The sequence below is a fragment of the Methanomassiliicoccales archaeon genome, from assembly GCA_038850735.1.
Lineage (GTDB): Archaea > Thermoplasmatota > Thermoplasmata > Methanomassiliicoccales > JACIVX01 > JACIVX01.
The window spans coordinates 191,458-210,763 of record JAWCLO010000002.1 but is presented as its reverse complement, the minus strand read 5'-3'; the positions used below and the strand labels follow the sequence as shown (position 1 = coordinate 210,763).

Sequence of the window (19,306 nt, the reverse complement as noted above, 5' to 3'; positions counted from 1 at the left end):
TTTTTCAGATTCTTTTCATTTTGCCAAGGATGGGTTCGTAGATTAATCCCTTATCAAGAAGTGAATTTGTGATTTCTTCTAGTTCATCCTTCCTGATTCCCTCTTTTCCAGCTTCTTCAATGATCTCGTCCCACGGAGCTCCCTTGCCCTTCTTATCCAAGCGATCAATGATAGCAAGCACCCTTTCTTCTTTATCTATATTCTCGTCAGGTTCTTCAACCCCTATTTCCATTTCGGATGGCGTCTCCTGAACTTCTGGCTCGTACTCTGGTAGCAAGTATCTTAATGCATCTGCAATCATATCCCTATACCTCTCAAATTCTACCGAATCGTAATGCTCGATGCTTTTCAAGACGCCTTGCGCTAAAGCCTTGGAATAGCCTAGCTTGATGAGTGCTTCTACAGTGGGAGTCTCCATACGTCTAGCTTCCTCCGCAGCTGTGAGTCGACGAAGAGTCGATTTACAAGTTTCCAGTATCCAGTAATCACGTATTTTCTCGTCAACCTCCACTATTTTCTCCGGTCGTACGGAAACGTAGACTGTGCCTTCTTCTGGGGAATATGTTCTACTCTTCCCCACCACGGCTACGAAACTGGGCGGTTTAATTTTTGCCAGTGCAAGGCTCGCATCCGGTTGATATTGTCCTGCCGAAATGAAAAATGTTCCAGTTGGGTCGGTTACTCTAGCTCTCCAAAAAGGTTCTCCTTCAGTGCCGAGATTTTCTATGTCAGTAAGAACACCGACAACGAATAGCCTGTTGATCATGGCACCGAGTGGTGTGATGACGTATGACGGAGATCGTTCTCCCTCTCCTTTCAGTTCACAATTCGACGTGTTGTATTCTCCAGAGAAAACGCGCCAAGCAATTTCACGTGATATCAATACATCCCCTCCAATTTTGTGAGCATTTCGGTTGCTTCACTTCGTATATCGAACTCTGCGAGTCTTGCATCTGACGCTATCATCAAGAGACCAAATTCGTCTCTTGTCACATTGCCCGAGACCTCGACAGGATGCGCTATTAATAAATTCTCAATATCTTCTTTTATGACAAGCGGATTCATCATCTCCTTTGCTCTTCTCATTGCATTATTGAGCGATATCCCCGTAATTGATTCTGTAATCGTCCTGTTCATAATCACAGTGAGCACCCCCTCCCCATCATCAACAACCGCCTTTATTCTCAAATCTGGCTCTGGATTTACCGAACCGTGGAGTCTGCAGAGATTCTTTTGTACCACTCTCTTGCATTTTGGACACCGCAAAATCAAACCCGATCCTTCCCTTATATCCACGACAACCCCGCTCACTAGTACGTCGATACCGCCCCCAATCTTTTCAAGATCTTCAATCGTCCTTTTGGCGGGTCTCGCTAGCACGTCTGCTGCAGGAAAACTCCCTTTGTATTCTGTCACATCAGCTCTTTGTCCGAAATTGATTTGTGGGATTCCCCTCCAGCCTTTTACATATGCACCCTTGATTGTGATAACCATATCTTCTCTTAAACCAAAATCATGCCACGCGGAGAACTGAACCTTCCCAGTTTCATCGGCAATTATGCCTGAAGTAACTGGTTTTGCCCCATCCGGCGTCGAAACAACCTTCATCTCAAGCTCTAATATTCTGCCGGTTATAGCTACGTTGTTCATTCCGTCCTTTAGCTGTGAGACCTTTGCTTGAACGCTCTCCGCGAACGACGGCACCTCCACTTCCGAGATTTCAACCGTCGCGGAGTCTTTCTTCTCAACTACCGCCCTATTCCCTAGATTGACCTGTGGCTGTCCATTCCACTCTCTGGTATAAGCGTTGCGAATAAAAATCACATCGCCCTTCTTGAAATCAAATCGATCAGCTTCCCAGGCGGTAAAAGGGACCGCGCCGCTTTCGTCCGCGAACACTCCATATAAGACAGGTTTTATCGTGCCATCAACTTCCACTTCTCTCTTATTAACGGACACGACCTTAACAAGAAGGTCAACACTTTGCTCATTAGTTGTGAGTTCGCTTATTTCCTTTTTCTGTCCCCTAGAAACAAGGCTAGGATTGCCGCCGTACTTTCTAACTATGCTTTTCTTTGCTGTTTCAAGGGGCACCCTATAAACTTTGAGATATGTATCAAGCTCTTTTGAAATTTCATCTTCACTTACCTTTCCGCCTATTAATTGTGATATTTCCTTAATATGTGGTTTGAGATCTTCCATCGGCATTGTGAGCCTCCAATTCTCTATTTTATCAAATCATTACTTTATTTGAATTGTCCTTAATTGTACTATTGTATGGTGTTCCGAAAGTAGATTTTGTAGTAAGGTGTTATTGGTAATCCAATAAAGATTCAGTAATAATAAAATAAAAGGACACAATGATTATTGGAATTTCTGGGCAAGAACATGATTCCACATGAATAACGAAGGCGACAGTATGGTTACTCTGTGAAAGTCTCTCCACGCTCGTAATTGTCCTTCAAGTGCTTGATGAGGATGTCTCTATTTCTCCGCAAATGTGATTCGTACCATACCTTCACAACATCAGCGAGTTTCTCATGGAACTTATCAAAATCAAACTTTGCAAGTGGCGAATCATAAATCACAAATTGTCCAAAAATCCTCTTCCATCCAGAATATTTGTAATAGTGCTCGCCCTCGCAGTACTCGAAAACCATCCTGATGAATGGTGTAGAATCCTGGTTGTAATACCAGATCTTTAATGAATCCCCCATCCTACCTTGGTCTTGTGTTCTGTCAACAAGTTGAATTGTATTGACGCCTGCGAAATTGAAATCTTCTCTAAACCGCCACTGCTCAGGAAACTCATCAAACTGAGCAAAAGCGCTGTAAGACGGCTCCATTGTAAAATGAACATTGATCTTGCCAAACCTCATCCAAATCTTCCAAAAGTCCTCAATGAGAGTCCTGTTGATTATCCTTTTCTGATTATTGAGCTCCATGATGTCTTTTGTGATTGCTTCAGTTTTCCTATCGAGCTCAGCATCCAGCTGTGCAAACCAGTCCTCCTCCATTGTAGTATCCTTTCGTGCCATCGTCGTCCCTGTGTTGTGTAATTGGCATGCGTGGTTAAAAATGTTGCTAAATATGCCTAAATGATGGCTCAATCGCCTCTAATTTTCTATTTCAACGGGGGTATATTTTGAAATCAAGAAGGTTTTTAGCGTGAGAATAGAATCAGCCTCCGATGGATTTCTGGGCAGAGTTGATGAATTTCCTTAATCAGCACTCAGCTGATCCGCTCACTTATTGTCTTGTTTTTTTCCTGTATGCCGTCCTAGCGACGATAGCATTGCCCATTCCTGTTGAGATCGGGCTGATAATCAATCCGAACACTGATTTCATAATAAAGGCGTTGGTCTTGGGAGCTGGAAAGGCTGTTGGGAGTGTCCTCGTTTTCTTGATAGGAACTAATATCGAGTGGCGCATAAGAAACTGGTCGAGCAAGTGGGGTTGGTTTAGGTGGTTTGTAGATAAATCGGAGATTTTGGTCGAGAAATTGGGCTACATTGGCCTTTATTTGCTATTGAGTATACCCGGGATGGTAGATACGGTTCCCGTTTACGTGTTTTCGGTTTTTAATAGGCAAGGTGAAGTTCTTCAGCTGAGATACTTTGTAGTCGCGAATTTTGCCGGAGGCATCACCAGGGCTCTCGTTTTGTACGCGTTATTTTACGGGTTCGGCATCAATCTCTTTGGTCAATTTTGAATTATTGAGGAAAAACGCCATCGACATCGATCTTACATTTCTAATGAATTTCTGATAAAAGACGCTTCAAATGCAAGCATGGAAAGATTTAAGCATCGAAGTGGAATTAAACAGTAATGGCGTCGATAAACAAGATTCACGAGATTGTCGATGATTACGATACAGAAAAGATTACGATAGCAACTCTATGCTCTCATTCTTCATTGCAGATCTTTTACGGCGCGAAGCGTGAAGGTTTTAGAACTCTTGGACTCGCTGTAAATCAAAACACGAGATTCTATGATGCCTTTCCTCTTGCCAAACCCGACGAGTTTCTAAGGTTTGGAAGTTACGATGAAATTTTGGAAAAGGTTAATGAGCTCATCAATAGAAATGTTATCCTTGTTCCACATGGCTCATTTGTAGAATATATGGGAACTGAGAAGTTCGAGAAACTTCCAGTCCCAACATTTGGTAATAGAGCCGTACTGAGTTGGGAATCTGATAGGGAAAAGCAGAGGGAATGGCTGATATCAGCAGGCATCGAGATGCCAAGAAAGATCAACGATGCAAAGGAAATCGACAGGCCTGTTCTTGTCAAGTACCATGGCGCAAAGGGTGGAAGGGGATTTTTCATTGCAAAAGATTACCCAGATTTCAAGTCTGGAATAGACGAAAGCCAGCCTTATACGATCCAGGAGTATGTTTTGGGAACTCGTTATTATATTCATTATTTCTATTCGCCGATAAAAAAGGATGGTTATCGCGTAGCCGATGGTAGTCTTGAGTTGTTGTCGATGGATAGGCGCGATGAGAGCAATATCGATGAGATGTACAAACTAGGCGCTCAGGAAGAATTGAAAAAGCTCGGTCTCATACCGACTTTTGTCGTCACAGGAAATGTGCCCGTTGTGATAAGAGAAAGTCTTCTGCCAAAAGTTTTTGATATGGGCGAACGTGTCATCAGACGCTCAGTAGAGTTGTTCGGCGGCATGATAGGGCCGTTTTGCTTGGAAACCATCGTCACGGATCGGCTTGAATTCAAGGTTTTCGAGGTTTCATCGAGGATTGTTGCGGGAACAAACCCGTTCATCTCCGGCTCACCCTACTCTGATCTTATCGAACCTGAAATGAGTACGGGGAGACGTATTGCTCGGGAGATCAAGATTGCCAAGCAGAAAAATCTACTGCACGCAATAGTCACCTGAAAAAATGCTAATCTGGAGCCTACCATCCCCTTTCTTGTAGTCTTTGTTCCGGCCTTATCATAGATATCTCGATGCCCTTCATCGCCTCACCTAGTCCTTTGGAAATCTCAGCTAACGTAGAAGGATCATCGAAGTGTGCAACCGCCTCTACAATCGCCCTTGCCCTCTCTTCTGGGTTCTCCGACTTGAAAATCCCAGAACCGACAAAAACGCCGTCGGATCCCAACTGCATCATGAGTGCAGCATCCGCAGGCGTTGCTATACCACCAGCAGCAAAATTCACTACCGGCAATCGTTGCAGCTCCGCCACTTCCTTTACAAGGTAGAAAGGTGCTTGTATTTCTCTTGCAACTGTCATGAGTTCTTCGTCTTCTTTTCCTTTCAGCTCCCTAATCTTTCCCATGATCATGCGCTGGTGCCTGACCGCTTCAATCACATTTCCAGTCCCAGCCTCTCCTTTTGTGCGTATCATCGCGGCACCCTCATCAACTCGCCGCAAAGCCTCACCGAGGTCTCTCGCACCACATACAAATGGAACGCTGAACTTTTTTTTGTCTACATGATAAAATGGATCGGCAGGCGTGAGTACCTCAGATTCGTCGATCATATCCACTCCAAGTGCTTCGAGGATCTGCGCCTCCACAAAATGTCCAATTCTACACTTTGCCATAACCGGAATCGTGACTGCGTCCATGATCTCTAAAATCTTTTGAGGATCGGCCATCCGCGCGACTCCCCCTTCAGCCCTGATGTCAGCGGGAACCCTTTCAAGAGCCATAACAGCAACTGCACCAGCATCCTCCGCAATACACGCCTGCTCGGCATTTGTCACGTCCATCACGACGCCACCTTTTTGCATCTTAGCAAACCCTCTTTTCAACAGCTCTGTACCGCATCTGAGTCTGGCCAGATCCAATTCAATTGGCATTCTACTCACCAATTCACTTTAGTTGCGCGCTCTTATTTATCGTTTCCTATCTTTCATTGACGGATAACGCAGTCCGTGGGTTATAAATCGTAGTCAGGCACGTCCATGATTTCAAATCGGAGGGAAAAAAATAAAAGGCCAATTCTATTGCCACTTCTAATGATTTCACAACGAGTACGAAGAGTAAGTGAATCTGGTACTGTGAAAATATCTAATATTGTGAGCAAACTCAAGCAAGAAGGTGTTGACATAATATCATTTTCAATGGGAGAACCTGATTTTTCCACGCCGGACAATATCACAGAAGCATGTATCAAGGCTCTCAAAGAACACTTCACTCATTATACACCATCAGCGGGCATCCCAGAATTGAGAAAAGCCGTTGCAGAAAAGAGCAGAAACGAAAATGGAATTCCGTGCGAAGACAAACACATTCTCATTACGCCATCAAAACAGGCAATTTTCATGAGCATGATGGCGGTACTCGATGATGGCGATGAGGTCATTTTGCCAGATCCATCATGGGGGACCTTTGAAGCCTGCGTGCGACTTGCAGGTGGAATTCCCAGGTTCTTGAGGTTAATCCCAGAAGAAGGATTTCGCATGTCGCCAGATGCGTTGGCAGAGCTTATTACAAAAAAGACAAGAATGATTCTTGTAAACTCTCCTTCAAACCCTTGTGGAGTCGTGCAGTCTCTTGAGGATCTGAAAGGGATTGCTGATTTGGCGTTAGATCACGATCTTATTGTGATGGCGGATGAGATATACGAAAAAATCATTTTTGAAGGGAGACACCATTCAATTGCTTCACTTGATGGTATGTTCGAGCGAACCATAACGATAAACGGATTCTCAAAAACTTACGCAATGACAGGATGGCGCATTGGTTGGCTAATTGCCCCCGATCCGATTGTCAAGGAAATAAACAAAATCCAGACGCACTCGCTGACATGTGTGACTTCATTTGTTCAGAAGGCTGCTCTTGAGGCTCTTAAAGGTCCGCAAGACTCCGTGAGGAAAATGGTCGAGGAATTCAGGGCAAGAAGGGATTTGATATGTAAATTGATGAGCGAGATCCCCTCGCTAGCTTTCGTGAAGCCAAGAGGAGCTTTCTACGTATTTCCGTCTTACGAACATCAAATGTCTTCGGAAGATCTCGCTGCATTTCTTCTCGAAGAAGCTCATGTGGCTGTGACACCTGGCTCGGCATTTGGACCTTCTGGTGAAGGGCATATCAGAATCTCGTATGCGACAAGTAGAAATGCGATAATTGAAGGAATGAAGAGAGTTAAGGAAGCGCTCGAAAAGCTGTGATTCCGCTCTAATTCACACCTGATTCTGAGGCGGAATCATGTTTGGAATCCCGTCTTCAATTGGGTAATTAATCTGGCATCTGGGACATCGAAGATATCCTTCGAGAATCTCCTTTTCATCCTCCTTATGTACTGTGAGTTCCAATGGAGAGTGTTTGCAGATCGGACATGCAAGAACATCAAGAACTCTTCTCCTCATCTGATCACCTGGTTCTATGCAGTAAACTCTAACGCGTAATATATGCTTTTTTTGAACTTAGATATATGTAATGAGTTGCGGAATCGCATGTCCGCGATAATTAATATCTGATGTAGCCATGAGCTTTGCATGATACGGACAGGTGTAGTCGGCGTTGGATATATGGGCCAAAATCACGCCAGAATTTATTCCGAGCTTTCAACGCTTGTCGGCATATATGATGTTGATCTCCAACACGCACAAACAGTCGCCCAGCGTTTTCGGACGAGGGCGTATTCCGATGTTGAATCTCTCTTACGAGATGTTGATGCGGTCAGTATATGCGCGCCAACGGCAGATCATTTTTCATTGGCATCTATTGCAATAAGAAACGGCACATCTGTGTTGCTGGAAAAGCCATTCACTGGTGATTCAAAAAAAGCCGCCCAATTGGGTAGAGAGGCTGAAAAGGAAGGTGTAGTACTTGCTGGCGGATTTGTAGAAAGGTTCAATCCTGTCGTAAAAGCAGCCAAGGAAGCGCTTAAAGAGGGAAAATTCGGCAAGTTGATATCAATATCGTCGAGAAGAGTTTCATCGTTCCCAAAGAGGATAAAAGATGTTGGAGTTGTTATGGACCTGGGCATACATGATATCGACGTGATCAGATATATCACATCATCAGAAATTCGCAGCGTATTCGGAATGGGCGGGAAATTTGCAAACGACAAGTTTGAGGATCATGCTTCATTGCTTCTTGAGCTTGAATCAGGTGTGACGGGCCATGTTGAAACCAACTGGCTCACACCAATGAAGGTGAGAAAGGTCTCAATGACATGTAGCGGTGGATACGTTCAGCTTGATTATATCGATCAAACGCTTGAAGTATCTTCTGCTCAGATTGGTGAAATAGATCCAGGCAATATGTTCCAGGTGCCACTTGAGTTCGATATCCGTCGGATTGCGTTGAAAAAAGAAGAACCGTTAAGAAGGGAAATTGAGGATTTCATCGGTGCGGTTGAATTATCAGGTCAAGCTACGGTCTCGGCGATGGATGCTGTTATGGATTTGAAGGTTTGCGAGGCTGCAATTCGATCTATCATTGAGAATCGAAAAGTCGAAATTAATCTGTAATGTATCGATCTGTCGACCAGTCTACATATGTGGTCAGCAGGTTTATTATCTAAAATTTTACTTGGAGTTCTTTGCTATGAAAGTGATCGATCTCCGAAGCGATACAGTAACACTGCCAACTAAAGAAATGCTAATGAGTATCCTTGAAGCGGAGTTGGGCGATGATGTGGCAGGCGAGGATCCTACTGTGAACAAATTAGAGGAGCTCGCAGCGGACAGATTCGGTATGGAATCTGCTCTTCTCACGCCTAGTGGGACACAAAGCAACCTCATTGCCGTAATGTCTCACTGCCAGCGCGGAGACGAGATGATAGCCGAATCTGAATCGCATATATATTATTACGAAGTCGGAGGAATTTCTGCAATCGCCGGTGTTATACCGCGCTTGATCACGGGGCGATACGGTGTTTTTACGGCAGAGGATGTTCTTCAGGCACTCAGGGGAGATAATTTACATTTTCCACCAACAAAACTCGTCGAAATAGAAAATTCCCATAACAGAGCAGGAGGTACCGTATGGCATCCATCCGAAGTCGAATCGGTTGCAAAGGTTGCACATGAGCATGCATTGAAAGTGCACATCGATGGTGCGCGAATCTTTAATGCAGCTGTTGCGCTCAGTGTGGATGTAAAGGAATATGCACGACATGTTGATAGCATCAGTTTTTGCCTTTCGAAGGGTCTGTCTGCGCCAATAGGTTCTTTGCTTCTTGGCAATAGCGAATTTATTGCCAAGGCACGAAAAGTAAGAAAGATGCTTGGCGGAGGCATGCGGCAGGCAGGTATCATTGCGGCGCCTGGGATAATTGCATTAACCAAAATGGTCGACAGACTCAAGGAAGACCACGACAATGCGCGGAGGCTAGCGAAAGGTCTAGAATCAATTGGTAGATTCCATATTGATCTAAAAAGGGTCCAAACGAACATTGTCCTGCTTGATGTTTCTCCTACGGGAATGAGTTCAAAGGAATTTGTTGCAAAAGCGAGAGCCAAAGGGTTGCTAATCACAGATTTCGGCGGCTCCATTGTTCGATTTGTTACTCATTTCGGTATAACTAGAGAGGACATCGATGAAGCGATCACGATAGTTGAAACCCTGTGTTGATCACTTCCCCTTTCCTATGCCTTTATAGATGAATCCCTTCCGCCTGCATTCCCTCGCATCGAAAAGATTCCGACCATCGACAATGATTCGAGTTTTCATAAGCGCTGACATCCTTTCCAAATCGAATCTGGCATACTCTGTATGGTCCGCGACAAATATGGCGCAGTCCGATCCAATCAACGCATCGTCGACGTTCCTAGTAAACGTAATTCTGTCTATAGGATCAGCATAAGGGTCGTGAACTATTAATTCCCCTGCATTTGCGAGAGCATCGATAACGTCAAAAGCCGGCGAATTCCTAGCATCGCCAATATCGCCTCGAAAAGCAAGTCCGAAAATCGTTATTTTTGCCTTGTCAAATTCAACTCCAGCTTCCGACAATGCCTCAATCGCCAATGCTGCTAAATGCTTAGGCATCGAATTATTAATGGATCTCGCAGTCGGGATCAATCTTGGGGAATTTTCTTCCAGGGAACTGATTAATAACCACGGATCTTTTGTCAAGCAATGACCTCCAACACCAGATCCAGGGAGGTGCATGCTCCTGTGCGGCGACGTGTTCACAAGTCTTCTGACCTCATATACGTCAGCACCGAGCTCCTCACATGCGAGAGCGATTTCATTTGCAAAAGCGATCTGAACATCACGATACGCATTTTCAACAGTTTTAACTATTTCCGCCGTAAGAAAATCTGTAGTATATATTGGCGCCTCAACAATTGATGAATACAATTCTACTGCAATGGATGAAGAATCGGTGTCGTTACTTCCAATTATCCGGGGATTTTTCAAGAGACTCTCAATTGCATTCCCTGGCATAATTCTTTCCGGCGAATACACAACATAAAAATCCTTTCCGAGGCGAAAATCACTCAGTGCTTCGAGAATAGGGATTATCTTCTTGTTCATGGTTTTTGGAGGAAGCGTCGATTCGACGCACACCAGGACATCTCTTCTGAGACGTCTTGCTACATCAGCGATAGCGCTTTCAAGAGATGAAGTATCAGGCATCCGATTATCGTTGATTGGAGTGTCTACACAGATAAATACCGCATCTGCATGCGTCAAGACTTCCGGATTGTTGCCTGCGACCAATCGTCCGTTTGTGACCACTTCCAAAAGCAATTCCCTTAGTCCAGGTTCTCTACCTTTAAAGGGTAATTCTCCTTGGTTGATGAGGTTCACCTTACGTTCGTCTTTTTCAAGACCGAAGGTCTCAAACCCTTTTTTTGCAAGTAAGCATGCAAGTGGAAGTCCTACATAGCCGAGACCGACAACGCACACTTTGTTGACTTTCATCTAGATGCCGAATTTGTAGCAAGATTATAATATTCTCGCAAGAAACCTTGGCATTAGATCAATAATTGATGATGCACAAAGGAATTACTCCATTCCCACTGCGTTCTCAATTCTCTTGAAACTCTGTGATATCCCCAGGTTTACCTAGCCATATCATTGCATGCGGGAGCATTCTTTTTTTCTAAGAATATGAATACTACTGCCATATCCAATAGTCGCTCATGTTGTTGGGTGAAATAGTAAGTTTTATATCATGCTATATTTGATACAGGCGATAGAATGTCATTCAATGTCATGCTTGGCTCAATTGAGATAGACTCTCAGATCAGAAGGAATAGAGAAGTGGCTCCAAGCATGACTGGTTCGAATTTTCGAAAGAATTTGTGTGATTGGTCCGTAGGTTCTGGATCGGGATGCGGAAGTGGAGGAGCATCGCGGATGCCCTCCATAAGATCCGCATGATATCCAAATATCTTGTGGGATTTTCTGGGGGGTATCCGTGTATAGGAAATTGTTTACAGTAGGTCCTGTCGAGGTTCGGAAGGAAGTCCTCGAAGCGATGACAAAGCCAATGATAGTACACAGAGGCAAGGAGTACGAGCAACTTCAAGCATCCATAGTAGAAAAAATCAAAAAGGCACTTTCAACTGAAATGAACGTGCTTTTGGCTCCATGCTCATCTACTGGACTTCTTGAGGCGTGTGTGAGATGTGGCGTTAGTAGGAAAATGGCAGGTCTCTCTAATGGTGCATTCGGTGAGCGATGGCAGTCGATTGGTGCATTGAATGGCAAAATCGTCCAGAAGATCGATGTGCCTTGGGGTCAGGCGATTAAAGGAAACCATGTGGAGGACATGCTTGACGAAGATGTTGAGGCGGTAACCATTGTTGTTAATGAAAGTTCAACAGGCGTTCTTAATCCTATTAAAGATATCATTGAAGCGATTAGGAAAAAACATGACCCACTCATTTTTTTGGATGCGGTAACTGCGGCATTTGGAATTGATTTGAAACTTGCATCGATTGATGTCGATGCTGTCGTCTTTGGTACGCAAAAGGCACTAGCTCTCCCCCCTGGACTAGCGGTGATCTGCGCCAGTGAAAGATTATTTGAAAAAGCAAGAAGTGTAGAAGGGAGGGGATATTACTTTGATTTGCTCGAGATGAAGAAGTTTGCTGATAAGAATTTGCCCGTAACCACACCGCCAATTTCCCTTATGTATGCGCTTGACTTCCAGTTAGATAGGATCCTAAAAGAAGGAACGGCAAATAGGTATGAAAGGCATGGTAAGATGGCTGAACTCGTGCGAGAGTGGGCATCCAAAAGATTTTCTCTTTTTGCGGAAGAAGGCTATAGATCCAATACAATAACTGTAGTCTGTAAAGGTGATATGGATTTTGGGATGTTTCACAAGACTCTCCGTGACAGAGGTTATGAAATATCCCCCGGTTATGGTCGCATAAGAGACTACACTTTTAGAATTGGGCATATGGGCGATCTTACTCAAGAGGAGATATCTGATTTATTGAGGACAATTGACGAGATTTTGGAGGAATCCGCATGAAAATACTCGTAACCGATGAACTATCAAAAGAGGGGCTTGAAACGCTACGCAGGGACTCTGGTGTAGAGGTTGATATAAGGCCGAATATCAGTCAAGAAGAGCTGCTAAAAATCATCTGTGAGTATGATGGAGTCATCATCAGAAGTGGCACAAAAATCACGAGAGATATAATAGATGCCGGCAAGAAATTGAAGGTCATCGGTCGTGCTGGTGTTGGAGTGGACAACGTCGATGTGGAATATGCCACCAAGAAAGGCATACTCGTCATGAATACTCCAGCTGCAAACATCATTTCGGCTGCTGAGCATACAATGGCCATGATTCTAGCACTTGTAAGAAATATCGTATGGGCTGATGCATCGCTGAAGAGTGGAAAGTGGGAACGAAGCAAGTTTACCGGTATTGAATTGAGTGGGAAGACACTGGCAATTATCGGAATTGGCAGAGTTGGGGCAGAAGTGGCGAAGCGCGCGAAAGCATTCCAAATGAGGCTGGTAGGTTACGATCCTTTTATATCTCCCGAAGCTGCCGTGAAAGTGGGCGTGAGATTAATGCCGCTTGAAAGAGCGTTAGAGGAAGCGGATATAGTAACGATTCACGCGCCGCTCACTTCTTCGACATATCACCTTATTGGCAGGGATCAGCTTAATTTGATGAAACCTACGGCTTTTCTCGTAAATTGTGCAAGAGGCGGAATTGTCGATGAGGAAGCACTTTACGAAGCATTGAAAAACAAAAGAATAGCGGGCGCAGCTCTCGATGTATTCGAAAGAGAACCGCCTACTGGATCTAAGTTGCTGGAGCTTTCGAATATCGTTACGACACCCCATCTAGGCGCGTCAACGAGGGAAGCATTAGAAAGAGTCTCTCTGGAGATGGCAGAACACGTGAAATTATTTCTCACCGAGCATAAGATCACAAATGCTGTTAACGCACCAATTGGTCGCATCGATCAGAAAATCATTCCGTTTATTTCAACTGCTGAGAAACTCGGTGCATTTGCATTCCAGTTAGTGGATGGCCCCATAAGGCGAATCGAAGTCTCATACGCAGGTGAGCTTTCAGCGGCTGACACAAAAATGCTTACGATTTCTGTACTCATCGGGGTTCTATCTAATATCACCGGTGAAAATACAAACATCATTAATGCCCAGGTAATAGCTAGGGAAAAGGGCATACAAATCATTGAATCGAAGGTAGAAGAATCAACGAGTCACACGAATATGATTAATGTTAAGATCCACTCCGATGGAGTAAAGAGAGAAGTCCGCGGAACGGCTTCCCCTAACGGGGAATCAAGACTTCTAGGTATTGACGTTTTCGATCTAGATATGCCCCTCGAGGGCGATTTAATTATGACCACTCATAGTGACGTGCCCGGTGTCATTGGTAAGGTAGGCACGATTCTCGGAAACCGAGGGATAAATATTGCCAGAATGGGTGTGGGACGAGAGAGCAAGGGGGGCCGAGCTATAATGTTGATCATGGTCGACGAGCCAGTTCCAAGCGATGCTCTCAATGAGATAAGGAAGCTTGGTGAATTTCTTGAAGTGCGGTTCGTCGCGCTAAGCAAAATGAAACCCAAAGAGTACATGATCATTTAGCGGCGCGCATAGGAGGTCAGGGATAAAAAACTGTATTACCTCATCACTCTTTCCTCTATTCGATGAAGCTTACATCCATCATCGGCGCACGCCCACAGTTTATCAAAGTTGCTCCCCTTCACAGGGAGCTCAGCAAATGGCACGAGCACGTTTTAATCCATACAGGCCAGCATTATGATTATGAGATGAGCAAGGTATTTTTTGAAAAGCTCCAGATTCCGGAGCCGGATTATAATTTGGGTATAGGCTCCGGAAGTCATGGCGAGCAGACAGGCCGCATGCTCATTTCGATAGAGCAGGTATTGATGAAAGAAAAGCCAGATCTAGTGATCGTTTATGGTGATACGAATTCAACTTTGGCGGGTGCGCTTGCTGCGGCGAAACTAAACTTACCCATCGCCCATGTCGAAGCTGGATTGAGGTGTTACAATATGAAGGTCCCAGAGGAAATCAACAGAGTACTTACCGATCACATTTCCAGCATTTTCTTGTGTCCGAGCAGCATTGCGATTGAAAATCTCGCTCGCGAGGGCATTGAAAGGAATGTCCATCTAGTCGGGGATATCATGATTCAGTGTCTCATGGAAGTTGAAGATAAATTATCAAAAGAATATCTTGAGAAATTCGGCATATGCGATAGGGAATATGTGCTTGCGACGATACATCGTCAAGAAAACGCAGATGTAAAGACGAGACTTGAAGCTATACTTCTTGCTCTGAGAGAATGCGGAGACACAGTGGTTCTCCCTCTTCATCCGAGAACGGCGAAGTATGCTAAATTATTCGGACTTGATCATCTATTACAGACATCAGCAACATTCAGAATTCTTCAACCGCTTGATTTCATTACCTTCGCCTCACTCGAGAAACATGCTAAGGTAATAGTAACAGATTCTGGGGGTGTCCAGAAAGAAGCTCATTATTTTGGTGTACCATGTATCACAATTAGGAATGAGACTGAGTGGATTGAAACCGTTAAGGAAAAGTGGAACGTTCTAGTAGATGCTAACAAGGACAACATAATCTCGGCGATTCGTAATGCGAGGCCAGGAACATCGAAAATGACACGATATGGAGACACACACGTCGCCGAGCGCATTGCTCGTGCGATAAACATAAAGGTATAGCCATGAATCAATCACGAGCCAACATATCTTCAAATAAAATCCAAAGCGGAAAATTGCATTCTTTAATGTTAGATTGTGAATAATTGCAAGGTCATGCAATCTTTTCTTCAACGCTTCTAACTTTTTGAGTCATTGCGTCTTCTTTTCCTCTTCTGTCATCGATCTTGATTGTCGTGAGAACCCTATTACACATGCCCATGATCCTGATGTGACACTTCTTGATGACATCCATCACTTCATCGTAATCTCCCTCAAGAATTGTACACATTGGTGTTAATTGATACCTTATGCCGCTTTCTTTTACGATTTTAATGCACTCAGCTACATATCTGCTTAAGCTCTCACCTTTGCCAATAGGCACAATACTAAACTCCGCGATCATGATTATTTGTACAAAACGCAATATACAAAAGATTATTGGTATTTGATGAAATTAGCTAATATTACCTTAAATTAGATAAGATAGTTGGTTTTCAATTAAGAAGAATCCCAAAACCTTTAAATACCGTCCCTCCAAATTTCAACTCGTAACTTCTTAACAATAAGAAATTCTGATGATCTTCAGATGCGCGGAGTGAGCTGTCATGTCCAAGAATAATGGCAATAACGGTAGGTCATCAACATTTACCGTTGATGATTTGGCGAAGGCCATTAGAAACAGTATTGATAGAAATGGAATGCCAGATGAGCAGGCAAGGGCAATGGCCAGTCATATAATGAACTTCTTTGGATACAGTGAGAGGATCATTGACAACATCCTTGAGCCTGAGGATCGTGACGCCTTCTACATGTTGGAAGATACAGGGATATTAACCACAGAGCGCGAGGAAACAACGCTATATGATGGTAGGGAGTGGCGAATTCATTACTGGCTTTTCAGAAAGGAGAGAATTTTAGAATTACTTGAGATGAACGGCTCGAGTAAGCATTCCGATGCCGGTGCCGACTCTGTCTACGACGAAATTCCTGACGATGTCTGGCATAGAAACTGAATTGAATATTTTTATTTGACAAACCCTACTGATTGACTGTGATGTTTTTCAATTTCAATTAGCTCACCGAAAGAATATTGATTGAATGCAAACTTATTCAAGCAGATGGATCTGTTCCCGTACGTACCTCGAAAAGGTCAGCTGGAGATGGTCGAAGGCATTAGAAATGCTGTAAGGAATAGAGGTCATATTGTCATAGAATCTGGAACGGGAACGGGTAAGACTATTTGTGCGCTCGTTGGATGTCTCGAAGCATCTCTTGAAAAGAGCAACAAGGTGCTTTATCTTACTAGGACAAATGCACAGCAGCAGCAGGTACTCAAGGAGTTAAGAGAAATTAACAAACGACATCGCGTATTTGGTATAGGTATTCAAGGAAGACAGAGTACGTGTCCTTTGGTGAGGCGTGATCCAGATCTCAGATCAGGCACGCCTGAGGAACTTTCCAAGCTTTGCTCCGAAAAGAAAAGAAGGACTGTGGAAGAACTCGAGGGAGGTTGTAAGTTTTACGAAGCCACGATAGAAACACCGTTTGATGAGATCGAAAATTACGCTATGTCCGAAATACCAAGCGTTGAGGAATTTGTAGACTATTGCGATAGAAGAGGAATTTGTCCATATGAACTAATAAAAGAGTTGATCGTCAAGGCAACAGTAGTGACAGCTCCATACGCCTATTTTTTCGTTGGGTACATACGCGAAACTCTCCTCGATTGGATATCTCAACCGATTTCCGAATTAGTTGTAATCGTGGATGAGGCACACAATCTGCCGGACTATGGGAGAGATGTTAAAAGCATCCACTTGACGGAAAGGGGACTCCAGCTCGTACAAAGAGAAGCGGATGAGTTTGGCAATATCGATATCTTGGACGGGCTGAGTGTGCTTGATGTTGTGTCGGAAGTGGATCACGCATTACAAATGGCAGTCGATGAATACCTGCTTGATGAAGACGGACTTGTGCCCATGAGATTCTTGGAAGAGCATCTCATGCATGCCTTTACTTTGAATTCAAGAATGTTAGAATTGGCAAGTCGCCAGATGATGATTTATGGCGAGCTCATCAGGGAGAGAAAAAAAGAAGTTGGTCGGCTGCCAAGATCTTATATATATAACTTCGGAGCATTTTTGAATTTCTGGATGAATATTGATGAACAGTATTACATTAAGCTCATCGTGGGAGGTGAGGCCCCCTCATTTGAGGGATATTGCCTAGATCCTTCATTAGCCACTGCTCCCCTTCTTGATTGCGCGGCTTCTGTTCATATGTCAGGAACCCTTTCCCCACTTGTCGAATATAGAGATTCGATAGGTCTTCCTGTGGATACAACCTTGAAATCAATCCCCTCACCCTTTCCAAAGAAAAATAGGAAGATATTCTTCATCGATGATGTTACAACAAAATATGATGATGTTACAAGAGATCCGGAGATTATAGATAAGATGGGGGATTATTTAGTTAACATCTGTAATGCGGTAAAACGCAATACGGTAGTTTTTTTCCCATCATTCAGCCTAATGCAGCGCTTTCTTTCAAATGGAATTCTTCAAAGGATAAAAAGAAAGGTTCACATCGAATCGCGCGATATGAGCCAGACAGAACTGATGGAAACTGTGACCCGATTTAAGGAGGACGCAGCTCACGGCTCGATCCTTTTCGCTGTCGCTGGTGGAAGAATTAGTGAGGGTCTTGATTTTCCAGATCGCGAGTTAGAGCTTGCTCTCATCATCGGCATACCGTATCCAAAACCTACTGCAAGGCAAAGATCGTTACTTCATTACTACGAAATGAAGTTTGGTCGAGGTTGGGAGTACACGGTAAGGGCTCCTGCTTATAGGAGAATGCTCCAGGCAATAGGTCGGTTAATAAGAACAGAAAGAGACGTAGGTGCAGCTGTCATTCTAGACCGCAGAGCAAAGCAATTCTCTGACAGGGTCGAAGTTTTCCCTACTAAAGATGTTGTAGAGGATATTCTTCAGTTCTATGAAGAGCGAAAAAAGGGGGCAAATACATTGAAAGTGGAGCAAGAGAATGCGAAAAATTCATACATGGACGGCTGAATAACCGCCTATGGATCTCCTCAAAATAGCCTTCAGTGGGATCTGGCTGATGCTACCTGCCCTCATTCCAAACCCTGCAGCTGTGCTTTTCGGTGGCGGTCCCCCGATTGATTTCGGGAAGTGTATCGGAGGAAGGAGGATCTTAGGAGATGGAAAAACCTGGTTGGGCTTCATTGGGGGGGTTTGTGCCGGCATTTCTTTTGGGATTATTATGCTGTTGATAGCCTTTCAATTCGACCCTCATAATCTCTGGGGCTTCAAGTCTGTGCAAACCGGAATAGGTGTGGTATCATCACTTTCCGTCGGTTCATTACTTGGCGATATGGGTGGCTCATTCATAAAGCGCAGATTAGGCATTCCAAGAGGTGCAAAAGCACCAGGTCTTGATCAATACGATTTTCTGGTGGGATCAATCGTAGTCATTTTGATTTTTTATCCCGATTGGTTTATCAGCAACTTCGTTGCCGATGAGCATGTTTTGACGCTCATTACCCTGATCATAATTGTGCCAATACTCCACAAGATAGTGAATATTATAGGCTACAAAATTGGTAAGAAAAATGTCCCGTGGTGATATAATGGAAGAAATTAAGCGCGCATTAATGAAATGTGGAGCACTTTTGTTAGGGGAATTTACACTAGCATCAGGCAAGAAGAGCACCTATTACATTGACATCAAAAGGGCGATAACGGATCCTTCAATTCTCTCCATCATTGCTGATAAAATTGTGAATCTTATCAGCAAAAACGGGATAAGATTTGACAAGATTGCAGGTGTGGTAGTCGGATCAATTCCGCTCGCTGTTGCAGTATCCTTGAAAACTGGCATTCCATACGTAATGGTAAGGAAAGAAAGAAAGGATCACGGAACGGGAAAGATGATTGAAGGGATTGTTGAAAAGGGTGAGCGGATAATAATCATTGAAGACGTTGTGACTTCTGGAGTCTCTGCATCAGAAGCGGCTACGATACTGAGGAATGCTGGTGCGATCGTCGATTACGTGATCGCTATCGTAGACAGAGAAGAAGGAGCGAAAGATTTCTTGAAATCAATAAACATTGAACTGATCCCTCTTCTAAAATCAATGGATCTGTTAGGCTGATG

20 protein-coding genes are annotated in these 19,306 nt (G+C 43.9%); 13 read left to right on the top strand and 7 right to left on the bottom strand.

What is annotated here, in order from left to right:
- Positions 1 to 4 precede the first annotated feature (4 nt).
- The 3 genes from QW087_02470 to QW087_02460 form a co-directional block, all read right to left on the bottom strand.
- Positions 5 to 883 carry a glycerol dehydrogenase gene (locus QW087_02470; protein MEM2943590.1) on the bottom strand — a complete coding sequence of 293 codons (879 nt, stop codon included), beginning with the start codon at positions 881 to 883 and terminating at the stop codon, positions 5 to 7.
- Positions 880 to 2,208 (bottom strand): hypothetical protein, encoded by a 1,329-nt coding sequence (locus QW087_02465; GenBank protein ID MEM2943589.1) that lies wholly within the window; start codon positions 2,206 to 2,208, stop codon positions 880 to 882. Before QW087_02465 ends, QW087_02470 begins: the two co-directional genes overlap by 4 nt.
- Positions 2,209 to 2,423: 215 nt before the next feature.
- Entirely contained in the window at positions 2,424 to 3,038 is a 615-nt protein-coding gene (locus QW087_02460) for a hypothetical protein (GenBank protein ID MEM2943588.1), read from the bottom strand.
- A gap of 152 nt (positions 3,039 to 3,190) precedes the next feature.
- On the opposite strand from QW087_02460, the gene QW087_02455 reads away from it, so the two are divergent.
- Positions 3,191 to 3,712, top strand: coding sequence for a hypothetical protein (locus QW087_02455; protein ID MEM2943587.1), 522 nt, complete (start codon positions 3,191 to 3,193; stop codon positions 3,710 to 3,712).
- A gap of 116 nt (positions 3,713 to 3,828) precedes the next feature.
- Positions 3,829 to 4,899: a formate--phosphoribosylaminoimidazolecarboxamide ligase gene (locus tag QW087_02450; GenBank protein ID MEM2943586.1), complete on the top strand. Its 1,071-nt coding sequence runs from the start codon at positions 3,829 to 3,831 to the stop codon at positions 4,897 to 4,899.
- 19 nt (positions 4,900 to 4,918) lie between these two features.
- Here QW087_02450 and pdxS read toward each other — a convergent pair whose 3' ends face one another.
- A complete protein-coding gene (gene pdxS / locus QW087_02445; protein ID MEM2943585.1) occupies positions 4,919 to 5,827 on the bottom strand; it encodes a pyridoxal 5'-phosphate synthase lyase subunit PdxS in 909 nt (302 codons plus the stop codon).
- A 159-nt stretch (positions 5,828 to 5,986) separates the two neighbouring features.
- Here pdxS and QW087_02440 point away from each other — a divergent pair, with 159 nt between their 5' ends.
- Positions 5,987 to 7,141, top strand: a complete 1,155-nt coding sequence (locus QW087_02440; protein MEM2943584.1) for a pyridoxal phosphate-dependent aminotransferase — start codon at positions 5,987 to 5,989, stop codon at positions 7,139 to 7,141.
- Positions 7,142 to 7,153: 12 nt separating this feature from the next.
- On the opposite strand, the gene QW087_02435 is transcribed toward QW087_02440, so the two are convergent.
- Positions 7,154 to 7,339, bottom strand: a complete 186-nt coding sequence (locus QW087_02435; protein MEM2943583.1) for a methytransferase partner Trm112 — start codon at positions 7,337 to 7,339, stop codon at positions 7,154 to 7,156.
- A gap of 129 nt (positions 7,340 to 7,468) precedes the next feature.
- Between QW087_02435 and QW087_02430 the strand changes: the two genes are divergently transcribed.
- The gene (locus QW087_02430; GenBank protein ID MEM2943582.1) at positions 7,469 to 8,449 is read left to right on the top strand and encodes a Gfo/Idh/MocA family oxidoreductase; all 981 of its coding nucleotides are present in this window, start codon (positions 7,469 to 7,471) and stop codon (positions 8,447 to 8,449) included.
- A 76-nt stretch (positions 8,450 to 8,525) separates the two neighbouring features.
- The gene (gene ltaE / locus QW087_02425) at positions 8,526 to 9,554 is read left to right on the top strand and encodes a low-specificity L-threonine aldolase (GenBank protein ID MEM2943581.1); all 1,029 of its coding nucleotides are present in this window, start codon (positions 8,526 to 8,528) and stop codon (positions 9,552 to 9,554) included.
- Here the strand turns inward: ltaE and QW087_02420 are convergent, their stop codons facing one another.
- Positions 9,555 to 10,853 (bottom strand): nucleotide sugar dehydrogenase, encoded by a 1,299-nt coding sequence (locus tag QW087_02420; protein ID MEM2943580.1) that lies wholly within the window; start codon positions 10,851 to 10,853, stop codon positions 9,555 to 9,557.
- A gap of 279 nt (positions 10,854 to 11,132) precedes the next feature.
- On the opposite strand from QW087_02420, the gene QW087_02415 reads away from it, so the two are divergent.
- The 4 genes from QW087_02415 to wecB all read left to right on the top strand — a co-directional run bounded on the left by QW087_02415 (position 11,133) and on the right by wecB (position 15,148).
- Positions 11,133 to 11,315, top strand: coding sequence for a hypothetical protein (locus tag QW087_02415; protein MEM2943579.1), 183 nt, complete (start codon positions 11,133 to 11,135; stop codon positions 11,313 to 11,315).
- Positions 11,316 to 11,352: 37 nt separating this feature from the next.
- Positions 11,353 to 12,417, top strand: coding sequence for an alanine--glyoxylate aminotransferase family protein (locus QW087_02410; protein ID MEM2943578.1), 1,065 nt, complete (start codon positions 11,353 to 11,355; stop codon positions 12,415 to 12,417).
- Positions 12,414 to 14,021, top strand: coding sequence for a phosphoglycerate dehydrogenase (gene serA, locus QW087_02405; protein ID MEM2943577.1), 1,608 nt, complete (start codon positions 12,414 to 12,416; stop codon positions 14,019 to 14,021). The genes QW087_02410 and serA overlap by 4 nt, the downstream gene beginning before the upstream one ends.
- A gap of 62 nt (positions 14,022 to 14,083) precedes the next feature.
- Positions 14,084 to 15,148, top strand: a complete 1,065-nt coding sequence (wecB, locus tag QW087_02400) for a UDP-N-acetylglucosamine 2-epimerase (non-hydrolyzing) (GenBank protein MEM2943576.1) — start codon at positions 14,084 to 14,086, stop codon at positions 15,146 to 15,148.
- A gap of 91 nt (positions 15,149 to 15,239) precedes the next feature.
- Here wecB and QW087_02395 read toward each other — a convergent pair whose 3' ends face one another.
- Positions 15,240 to 15,530 carry an MTH1187 family thiamine-binding protein gene (locus QW087_02395; GenBank protein MEM2943575.1) on the bottom strand — a complete coding sequence of 97 codons (291 nt, stop codon included), beginning with the start codon at positions 15,528 to 15,530 and terminating at the stop codon, positions 15,240 to 15,242.
- A gap of 202 nt (positions 15,531 to 15,732) precedes the next feature.
- Between QW087_02395 and QW087_02390 the strand changes: the two genes are divergently transcribed.
- The 4 genes from QW087_02390 to pyrE all read left to right on the top strand — a co-directional run bounded on the left by QW087_02390 (position 15,733) and on the right by pyrE (position 19,304).
- Positions 15,733 to 16,140: a DUF6015 family protein gene (locus tag QW087_02390; GenBank protein MEM2943574.1), complete on the top strand. Its 408-nt coding sequence runs from the start codon at positions 15,733 to 15,735 to the stop codon at positions 16,138 to 16,140.
- 105 nt (positions 16,141 to 16,245) lie between these two features.
- Positions 16,246 to 18,201 carry an ATP-dependent DNA helicase gene (locus QW087_02385; GenBank protein MEM2943573.1) on the top strand — a complete coding sequence of 652 codons (1,956 nt, stop codon included), beginning with the start codon at positions 16,246 to 16,248 and terminating at the stop codon, positions 18,199 to 18,201.
- Between the two features lie 10 nt (positions 18,202 to 18,211).
- Positions 18,212 to 18,775 carry a CDP-2,3-bis-(O-geranylgeranyl)-sn-glycerol synthase gene (locus tag QW087_02380; protein MEM2943572.1) on the top strand — a complete coding sequence of 188 codons (564 nt, stop codon included), beginning with the start codon at positions 18,212 to 18,214 and terminating at the stop codon, positions 18,773 to 18,775.
- 4 nt (positions 18,776 to 18,779) lie between these two features.
- Complete coding sequence (gene pyrE / locus QW087_02375; protein ID MEM2943571.1) at positions 18,780 to 19,304, top strand: orotate phosphoribosyltransferase; 525 nt, start codon at positions 18,780 to 18,782, stop codon at positions 19,302 to 19,304.
- The last annotated feature ends 2 nt before the right edge of the window (positions 19,305 to 19,306 follow it).

Bases quoted from the DNA above. Each gene is read 5' to 3' on its own strand.
- ltaE (MEM2943581.1), top strand. From the start codon at position 8,526: ATGAAAGTGATCGATCTCCGAAGCGATACAGTAACACTGCCAACTAAA.
- QW087_02450 (MEM2943586.1), top strand. From the start codon at position 3,829: ATGGCGTCGATAAACAAGATTCACGAGATTGTCGATGATTACGATACA.
- QW087_02390 (MEM2943574.1), top strand. From the start codon at position 15,733: ATGTCCAAGAATAATGGCAATAACGGTAGGTCATCAACATTTACCGTT.
- QW087_02380 (MEM2943572.1), top strand. From the start codon at position 18,212: ATGGATCTCCTCAAAATAGCCTTCAGTGGGATCTGGCTGATGCTACCT.
- pdxS (MEM2943585.1), bottom strand. From the start codon at position 5,827: ATGCCAATTGAATTGGATCTGGCCAGACTCAGATGCGGTACAGAGCTG.
- wecB (MEM2943576.1), top strand. From the start codon at position 14,084: ATGAAGCTTACATCCATCATCGGCGCACGCCCACAGTTTATCAAAGTT.
- QW087_02465 (MEM2943589.1), bottom strand. From the start codon at position 2,208: ATGCCGATGGAAGATCTCAAACCACATATTAAGGAAATATCACAATTA.
- QW087_02440 (MEM2943584.1), top strand. From the start codon at position 5,987: ATGATTTCACAACGAGTACGAAGAGTAAGTGAATCTGGTACTGTGAAA.
- QW087_02395 (MEM2943575.1), bottom strand. From the start codon at position 15,530: ATGATCGCGGAGTTTAGTATTGTGCCTATTGGCAAAGGTGAGAGCTTA.
- QW087_02460 (MEM2943588.1), bottom strand. From the start codon at position 3,038: ATGGCACGAAAGGATACTACAATGGAGGAGGACTGGTTTGCACAGCTG.
- QW087_02420 (MEM2943580.1), bottom strand. From the start codon at position 10,853: ATGAAAGTCAACAAAGTGTGCGTTGTCGGTCTCGGCTATGTAGGACTT.
- QW087_02385 (MEM2943573.1), top strand. From the start codon at position 16,246: ATGGATCTGTTCCCGTACGTACCTCGAAAAGGTCAGCTGGAGATGGTC.
- pyrE (MEM2943571.1), top strand. From the start codon at position 18,780: ATGGAAGAAATTAAGCGCGCATTAATGAAATGTGGAGCACTTTTGTTA.
- serA (MEM2943577.1), top strand. From the start codon at position 12,414: ATGAAAATACTCGTAACCGATGAACTATCAAAAGAGGGGCTTGAAACG.
- QW087_02430 (MEM2943582.1), top strand. From the start codon at position 7,469: ATGATACGGACAGGTGTAGTCGGCGTTGGATATATGGGCCAAAATCAC.
- QW087_02455 (MEM2943587.1), top strand. From the start codon at position 3,191: ATGGATTTCTGGGCAGAGTTGATGAATTTCCTTAATCAGCACTCAGCT.
- QW087_02435 (MEM2943583.1), bottom strand. From the start codon at position 7,339: ATGAGGAGAAGAGTTCTTGATGTTCTTGCATGTCCGATCTGCAAACAC.
- QW087_02415 (MEM2943579.1), top strand. From the start codon at position 11,133: ATGTCATTCAATGTCATGCTTGGCTCAATTGAGATAGACTCTCAGATC.